Origin of the sequence: uncultured Anaerococcus sp. (genome assembly GCF_947253225.1) — a bacterium.
In the GTDB taxonomy this organism is placed as follows: Bacteria; Bacillota; Clostridia; order Tissierellales; family Peptoniphilaceae; genus Anaerococcus.
Genome location: NZ_CAMXYR010000071.1, coordinates 1 through 6,369, shown reverse-complemented (window position 1 = coordinate 6,369; position 6,369 = coordinate 1). Strand labels below are relative to the sequence as shown.

Genomic DNA, 6,369 nt, shown 5'->3' with positions numbered 1-6,369 from the left:
AGGTCGTCGGCAGCGTCAGATGTGTATAAGAGACAGGTATAATGTTCTAATTGCAAGGCTTCAAAAAAAATCTCAACAAAAAATTTTTTTGAAAACATTTTTACAAACTTAAAATCTTATGATATAATCTAAGCATAAAATATTATATGATATTTGATACATGATTTTTCAGGAGGTTAAAATGAATAATTATAACGCAATATCAGAAGATGTGATCCAACAAATAAGAGATGCCGTTTCTGGCAAGGTTTATGTTGGAGAAGAAGTTAATGAGGATTTCTTTTATGATGAAATGCCTATTTATGGTCAAGGAATCCCTGACTGCCTAGTTGATGCCCACACTACAGAAGATGTAGCAAACATCCTTAAAATCTGTAACGAAAACAAAGTTCCTGTAATTGCAAGAGGAGCTGGTACTGGTCTTACAGGTGCAGGTGTTGCTATCAAAAAGGGTGTAATGATCAATATGCAAACAATGAATAAGATCCTTGAGTATGATATTGACAACATGGTTGTAAGAGTTCAACCTGGTGTTCTTCTCAATGATTTGGCTGCTGACTGCCTATCTAAAGGCTATATGTACCCACCTGATCCAGGTGAAAAGTTTGCAACCCTTGGTGGAAATGTAGCAACAAATGCTGGTGGTATGCGTGCTGTTAAGTATGGTACAACAAGAGATTATGTTAGAGGTATGGAAGTTGTTCTTCCTACTGGTGAAATTACAAACTTCGGTGCTGTAATTTCTAAGTCTTCTACAGGTTATTCACTTAAAGACCTTATGATTGGTTCTGAGGGTACTCTTGGTATTATTACAGAATTAACCCTAAGAATTGTTCCAGCTCCAAAGACAACTATTTCTCTAATAGTTCCTTTTGAGAACCTAAATGACTGTATAGGAACAGTTCCAAAGTTATTCCAAGCTAACCTAAACCCACAAGCTATCGAATTTATGGAAAGAAAGATAGTTCTTGCTTCTGAAAAATATATCGGCAAGGAAACTTTCCCTAAAAATATCGAAGGTACTGATGTAAATGCCTACCTCCTAATTACATTTGATGGTGATGATGAAGATGGTATTTACGATACAATGGAAAGAGCTGCTGAAGTTCTTACAGAAAATGGTGCAATTGATGTTTTAGTTGCTGATACTCCTGCTCAACTTAAAGAAGCATGGGCTGCAAGAAGCTCCTTCCTTGAAGCTATCGAATCTCAATACGAACTTCTTGATGAGTGTGACGTAGTAGTTCCAATCACAAAAATTGCTGAATATGTTGAATTTGTTAATAACGAAGCTGAAGGATATATGTTTGATGTACAAAGTTTCGGCCACGCAGGTGACGGAAACCTCCACATCTATACACTTTCTAATGAAGAAGATAAACTCGACCAATTCAAAGATGAAGTTAACGAGTTCATGTATGTAATCTACAAGAAAGCTTATGACCTTGGTGGAAAACTTTCAGGTGAGCACGGTGTTGGTGCTGGTAAGTTAAAATATCTAAAGGAATTTGAAGGTAACTTAAATACTGACCTAATGAGAGGTATAAAGAGAGTATTTGACCCTAACATGATTCTTAACCCAGATAAGGTAATTGGAGTAAACTAAAGAAATAAGGAGTAGCAATGAATTACTTGAAAGAGTTTGTAATACTTTGTATTTGTCTATTCCTTGGTGTTGTAACCCGACACCTAATAAACTTTCCTATTCCAGAAGCAGTTTATGGTATGATTTACCTCTTCATAGCTCTCAATATGAAGGTACTAAAGCCTGAAGATATCCAAAAAACTTCAGATGGTATTTTGATAAACTTAGCCTTTCTTTTCGTTCCTGTAGGTGTGGGTATTATGGCAAATCTTGATGTTATCGCAGGTAGAATTCCAAAAATCCTTGCTATAACCCTAATAGGAACAGCCCTTACTATGGCTATAACAGGTCTTATAGTCCAAGGACTTCAAAGGAGGAAAAAATAATGTTTGATAACCAGTTTTTTGGAATAATCTTATCATTTGCTGCCTATGAAATCGGAAAATGGATTAATAGCAAAGTTAAAAACCCCATTGCCAATCCCCTACTTATAGCTATTTTATTGATTATAGGATTTCTAACGGTAACAGGAATTCCCTATGACCAATACAAAAAGGGCGGGGATATAATAGCCTTTTTCATTGCTCCTGCTACTGTTGCTATGATTTTAGACCTTTATGCCAACCTTGATTCGTTAAAGGCAAATCTTCTTCCAATCTTTGTTGGTGTATTGCTAGGTTCAATCTTTTCAGTTACCATGGCGCTCTTGTTATCAAAAGCCTTTGGCTTTGATAAGGAAATTATAACATCAATGGTTCCTCAATCAATAACAACTGCCATAGCTATATCTTTGACAAGCGAGTATAACGGAATTGTAGCTCTAACGGCTATGGTAGTAGTCTTTAGAGGAGTAGTAGGTGCTGCTATGGCACCAGCGATAATGAAAATATGTAAGATAGAAGATCCTGTTGCCCAAGGTGTGGCAATAGGTACAGCTGCCCATGCTGTGGGTACTAGCCAAGCTAGACAAATGGGTAAAATACAAGGAGCTATGTCAGGATTATCAATCGCAGTAGCAGGTATCATTACAGTATTTTTGATGCCAGTAGCTATGATTGTTTTAAATCTTTTGGCTTAATACTAGGTCGCCAATCTTTTGGCGACTTTTCTTATGCCTATTAAATTGAAAATTTTATAAATTTGTGTATATTATTGTAAATAACACTAAAGGAGACTTGGTTGTGGATGAATTTTATACAATAGGCAAAGTTTCAAAATTATGTAATATAGCTACGGAGACTTTAAGATATTATGATAAAATAGGTTTATTCTGCCCGAATTATAGAGATAATGCCACTGGATATAGGTACTACACCAAAGATAGTTTAAAGACACTCTTGATTATAAGAAGGCTTAGAAACCTTGGTTTTTCTATTGAGGCTCTCAAGAACACCCTCGAAACAGGGTCTCTTGCAAATTTAGAAAATCTTATTAAGGAAAAATCTCTTAACTATCAAGAACAAATTCAAATCCTCCAAGCTAGGAAGGTTGCTTGTGATATAGCTATCAAAAGATTTGAAAGAGCTGATTGGGCACGCAAAATAGTAGAAATACAGAAGCTCGACAAGAATGACTTTCCTATCAGAATTGAGTATATAGAAGAAAATCCTGTTGTCTATTCTAGGAAAATAATGAAGAAATACATCCATCCTGATATTACACTTTCTAGGTGGATAGATATTTACGAAAAATGCACAGAAAATGGTCTGGAAATGATGGGCTCTATCCTTGTGATTTTCCACTCAAAACCCCTCGACCAATTCCTCGCTAAGGATTGTGATGTTGAGTTTGCCATGCAAGTATCAAGCCTTGAAGCTGGTAGGCTTAACAGTAGACTTACCAGAAATTGGGGTGGTTTCGAAGCAGCTAGTTCCTACTATATCGGAGACTATAAGGAAATAATGGAAAAACTTGTTCATATGCTCCAATGGATTAACAAAAATTGCTACAAGGTAGCAGGTCCAATTGTTGAAGAATTTCTTGTATCACCTTTGGATGTTGAAGATCCAAATGAACACGTAACAAAGATAATAATACCAATAAAAAAACGCAAGTAAAAAGCAGGTCATCGTAACCTGCTTTTATTAGTATCCTAGTTTAATTCTAGTGAATTTTCCCATAAACCATGAATATTACAATAGCTTAGGGCATAAAGTGTACCAGTTTTTTCTGTGTTAAATACGCCTGTAGCGATTGGATCTGTAAATATTTCACTTTCGCCATGAGCTGAGAATTGGTAAGAAGCAACTTCTACTGGGAATTTGCTACCTTCAGCTTGGAAGAATACCTTAATCCAAGAAATGTGGTGCTCATCTGTATTTGGGTGAGCAATTTCAGCGCCAACATGAGCTGTTACTTTTACTTTTCCGCCTTCAAGTTTTTCAAACTCAAGTTCAGGAACGTGTTTTTCTGCTTTCCAATCACCTGTTTGAACTGTTTGTGTTAATTTCATAAAATTACCTCCATATATAATGTCTACATTTTACTTATACCCACTTCTAAGAAAAATAACTAAAATTTTTCCTAATTTTTTCAAATTTTATGGCAATTAAATTTCATCAAAAGGCTTAGTGATTTGCTCTCCAGTTTCCATATTTTTGATTGAAACTTCCCTATTCTGTAGCTCTTCTTCGCCTACAATTATAACTTGGTCAACCCCAGACTTATCTGCAAAGGTCATCTTTTTCTTAAACTTGCCAGCTTCGAGATAAATATCGACATCCTTTCCCTCAGCTCTTAATTTATTTAGGATTTCAATTCCATATTCATTTGCTGACTCATCCATCGGGATAATTAAAAATTCAGTAAAGCTTTCTCTCATCTTATCAATTAATCCCAAGTCTTGTAGTTGGTAAAACAACCTAGTTAGCCCAATCGACATTCCAACTCCTGGAAGTCTTTGCTTGGAGAAGTTATTGGCTAGGTCTTCATACCTTCCACCTGAACAAACTGAGCCAATTTTCTCATAGCCATTTATGAAGGTCTCATAGACTGTAGATGTATAATAATCAAGCCCCCTAGTTATAGCAAGGTCTATTTTAATATTTTCATCTGGAAGGTCTAGGTCAAGCATGTACCTATATACCTTAGTAAGTTCATCAAGGCCTTCTACAAATAAGTCATTATCAGAAAAATCTTTTAGCATTTCTAAAAGTTCGCTATTTGACGCTTGGCTACTAATAAAGTCAATTATAGTCTTAGCCTTTTTTTCATCAGTAAACTTTATAAGCTCGTCAAAGGTCTTATCAAGCCCTATCTTATCTTTCTTATCAATAGTCCTTAAAACATCAGTAGTATCCTCTATTCCGAGACTTTTGAAAAATCCATTTAATAGCTTCCTATTGTTAATCTTAAAAGTTACTTGAGGAAAATCCAACTTCTCAAATATCTCATAAATAACCCTAGGTAGAAGGGCATCATTATAGATAGCAAGACTGTTATGACCTATTATATCTATATCACACTGGTAAAACTCCCTGTACCTGCCCTTTTGGTTTCTCTCTCCCCTATAGACCTTGCCGATGTGGTAACGCTTAAAAGGGAAGTTCAAATCTTGGAAGTGCTCAGCTACATATCTTGCAAGAGGTACTGTAAGGTCAAACCTTAAACTCATATCTTTCGAATCAGAGGCAATCTCATAGATTTGCTTTTCAGTTTCTCCCCCACCCTTGGCAAAAAGAATTTCATTTTTCTCAATAACGGGAGTATCAATCGGCATAAATTGGTATTTTTTATAAGTATCTTCAATAATTCCCTTGATTTTATCAAAAACTAACTGGTCTTTTGGTAATAGTTCCATTACTCCAGCAATTGTTGATGGTTTTACAATATTCATCTTTTCCTCTCTTTTTTCTTTACTCTAATAAAATTATACGATAATTTCACCAATAAAAAAGCCCCAGTCATGGGACTATACCTTAAAAATTATATTTGCAAAAGCGAACCCAAATCGACAAGGTCTCCTTGAGGATACCTAATCTCAACACCTTCTTTTTTTGCTTCCCCTAAAATAACATCATAGGACTTGTGTTTGCTAATATCTCCAGTAAATATCAACTTATTACCATAAAGTCCACAAGCTCCTCCGATAAATCCCTTATCAAAACCATCTAAGTAAATCTTATCTTCTTCTATGATCCTTATTTTGACCTCATCTTTAAGACTCTTATAAATTCCATAGTCGCTGGTAAGAAGGCAATAATTTAGAACTATAGTAGAACATCTTGTATAACCTTGATTAACTATTAAATTTTCAACATGATTTTCCCTAAAAAACTTGACTATATTTTCCTCAGTATGAGAATTGTGGATATAATAATTTTCAAACCTTACAAGGTTGTAAATAGCATCCTTGGGATATTTCCCAGCCACCTCTCCTCCTCTAATGAGGTTTTTTCCCTTGATATTTTCCCTATAATAATCATAAACCTCACTTGCCACAACAATATTTTCCTCATCTAAAACAAAAAGAGAAAGATCTGGATGGTCGGCAATTCTAGGATCTAAGTTAGGGTTGTCCTTACTTAAAAGATAAGAAATTCCTTCATTTTCCAAAAATTCCTTAAAATAATCACTTGCCTTATTGCTTATAACTAACATATAGTCTCCTAAAAACTCACAAAAAAAGTCCTCCTAGGAGGACAAACTGGAGGCGCCACTCAGATTTGAACTGAGGGTAAAGGTGTTGCAGACCTCTGCCTTACCACTTGGCTATGGCGCCAAAAAATAATGGAGCGGATGACGAGATTCGAACTCGCGACCCTCGCCTTGGCAAGGCGATGCTC

General features: G+C 35.6%; 7 protein-coding genes and 1 tRNA gene. 4 read left to right on the top strand and 4 right to left on the bottom strand.

What is annotated here, in order from left to right; translation table 11 throughout:
• Positions 1–181: 181 nt before the first annotated feature.
• The 4 genes from Q0W95_RS07130 to Q0W95_RS07115 all read left to right on the top strand — a co-directional run bounded on the left by Q0W95_RS07130 (position 182) and on the right by Q0W95_RS07115 (position 3,642).
• Positions 182–1,606: an FAD-binding oxidoreductase gene (locus tag Q0W95_RS07130; protein WP_297791310.1), complete on the top strand. Its 1,425-nt coding sequence runs from the start codon at positions 182–184 to the stop codon at positions 1,604–1,606.
• A 17-nt stretch (positions 1,607–1,623) separates the two neighbouring features.
• Positions 1,624–1,971 carry a CidA/LrgA family protein gene (locus Q0W95_RS07125; RefSeq protein WP_297791308.1) on the top strand — a complete coding sequence of 116 codons (348 nt, stop codon included), beginning with the start codon at positions 1,624–1,626 and terminating at the stop codon, positions 1,969–1,971.
• Complete coding sequence (locus tag Q0W95_RS07120; RefSeq protein ID WP_297791306.1) at positions 1,971–2,663, top strand: LrgB family protein; 693 nt, start codon at positions 1,971–1,973, stop codon at positions 2,661–2,663. Before Q0W95_RS07125 ends, Q0W95_RS07120 begins: the two co-directional genes overlap by 1 nt.
• A 103-nt stretch (positions 2,664–2,766) precedes the next feature.
• Positions 2,767–3,642: a MerR family transcriptional regulator gene (locus Q0W95_RS07115; protein WP_297791304.1), complete on the top strand. Its 876-nt coding sequence runs from the start codon at positions 2,767–2,769 to the stop codon at positions 3,640–3,642.
• Between the two features lie 35 nt (positions 3,643–3,677).
• Here Q0W95_RS07115 and Q0W95_RS07110 read toward each other — a convergent pair whose 3' ends face one another.
• From Q0W95_RS07110 to Q0W95_RS07095, 4 genes are all read right to left on the bottom strand, one after another.
• Positions 3,678–4,037 carry a desulfoferrodoxin family protein gene (locus tag Q0W95_RS07110; protein ID WP_297791302.1) on the bottom strand — a complete coding sequence of 120 codons (360 nt, stop codon included), beginning with the start codon at positions 4,035–4,037 and terminating at the stop codon, positions 3,678–3,680.
• Between the two features lie 96 nt (positions 4,038–4,133).
• Positions 4,134–5,420 (bottom strand): histidine--tRNA ligase, encoded by a 1,287-nt coding sequence (gene hisS, locus Q0W95_RS07105; RefSeq protein WP_297791300.1) that lies wholly within the window; start codon positions 5,418–5,420, stop codon positions 4,134–4,136.
• An 89-nt stretch (positions 5,421–5,509) separates the two neighbouring features.
• Positions 5,510–6,184: a DUF6873 family GME fold protein gene (locus tag Q0W95_RS07100; RefSeq protein ID WP_297791298.1), complete on the bottom strand. Its 675-nt coding sequence runs from the start codon at positions 6,182–6,184 to the stop codon at positions 5,510–5,512.
• Positions 6,185–6,231: 47 nt separating this feature from the next.
• Positions 6,232–6,305: transfer RNA gene (locus Q0W95_RS07095), tRNA-Cys, on the bottom strand.
• Positions 6,306–6,369: the final 64 nt, after the last annotated feature.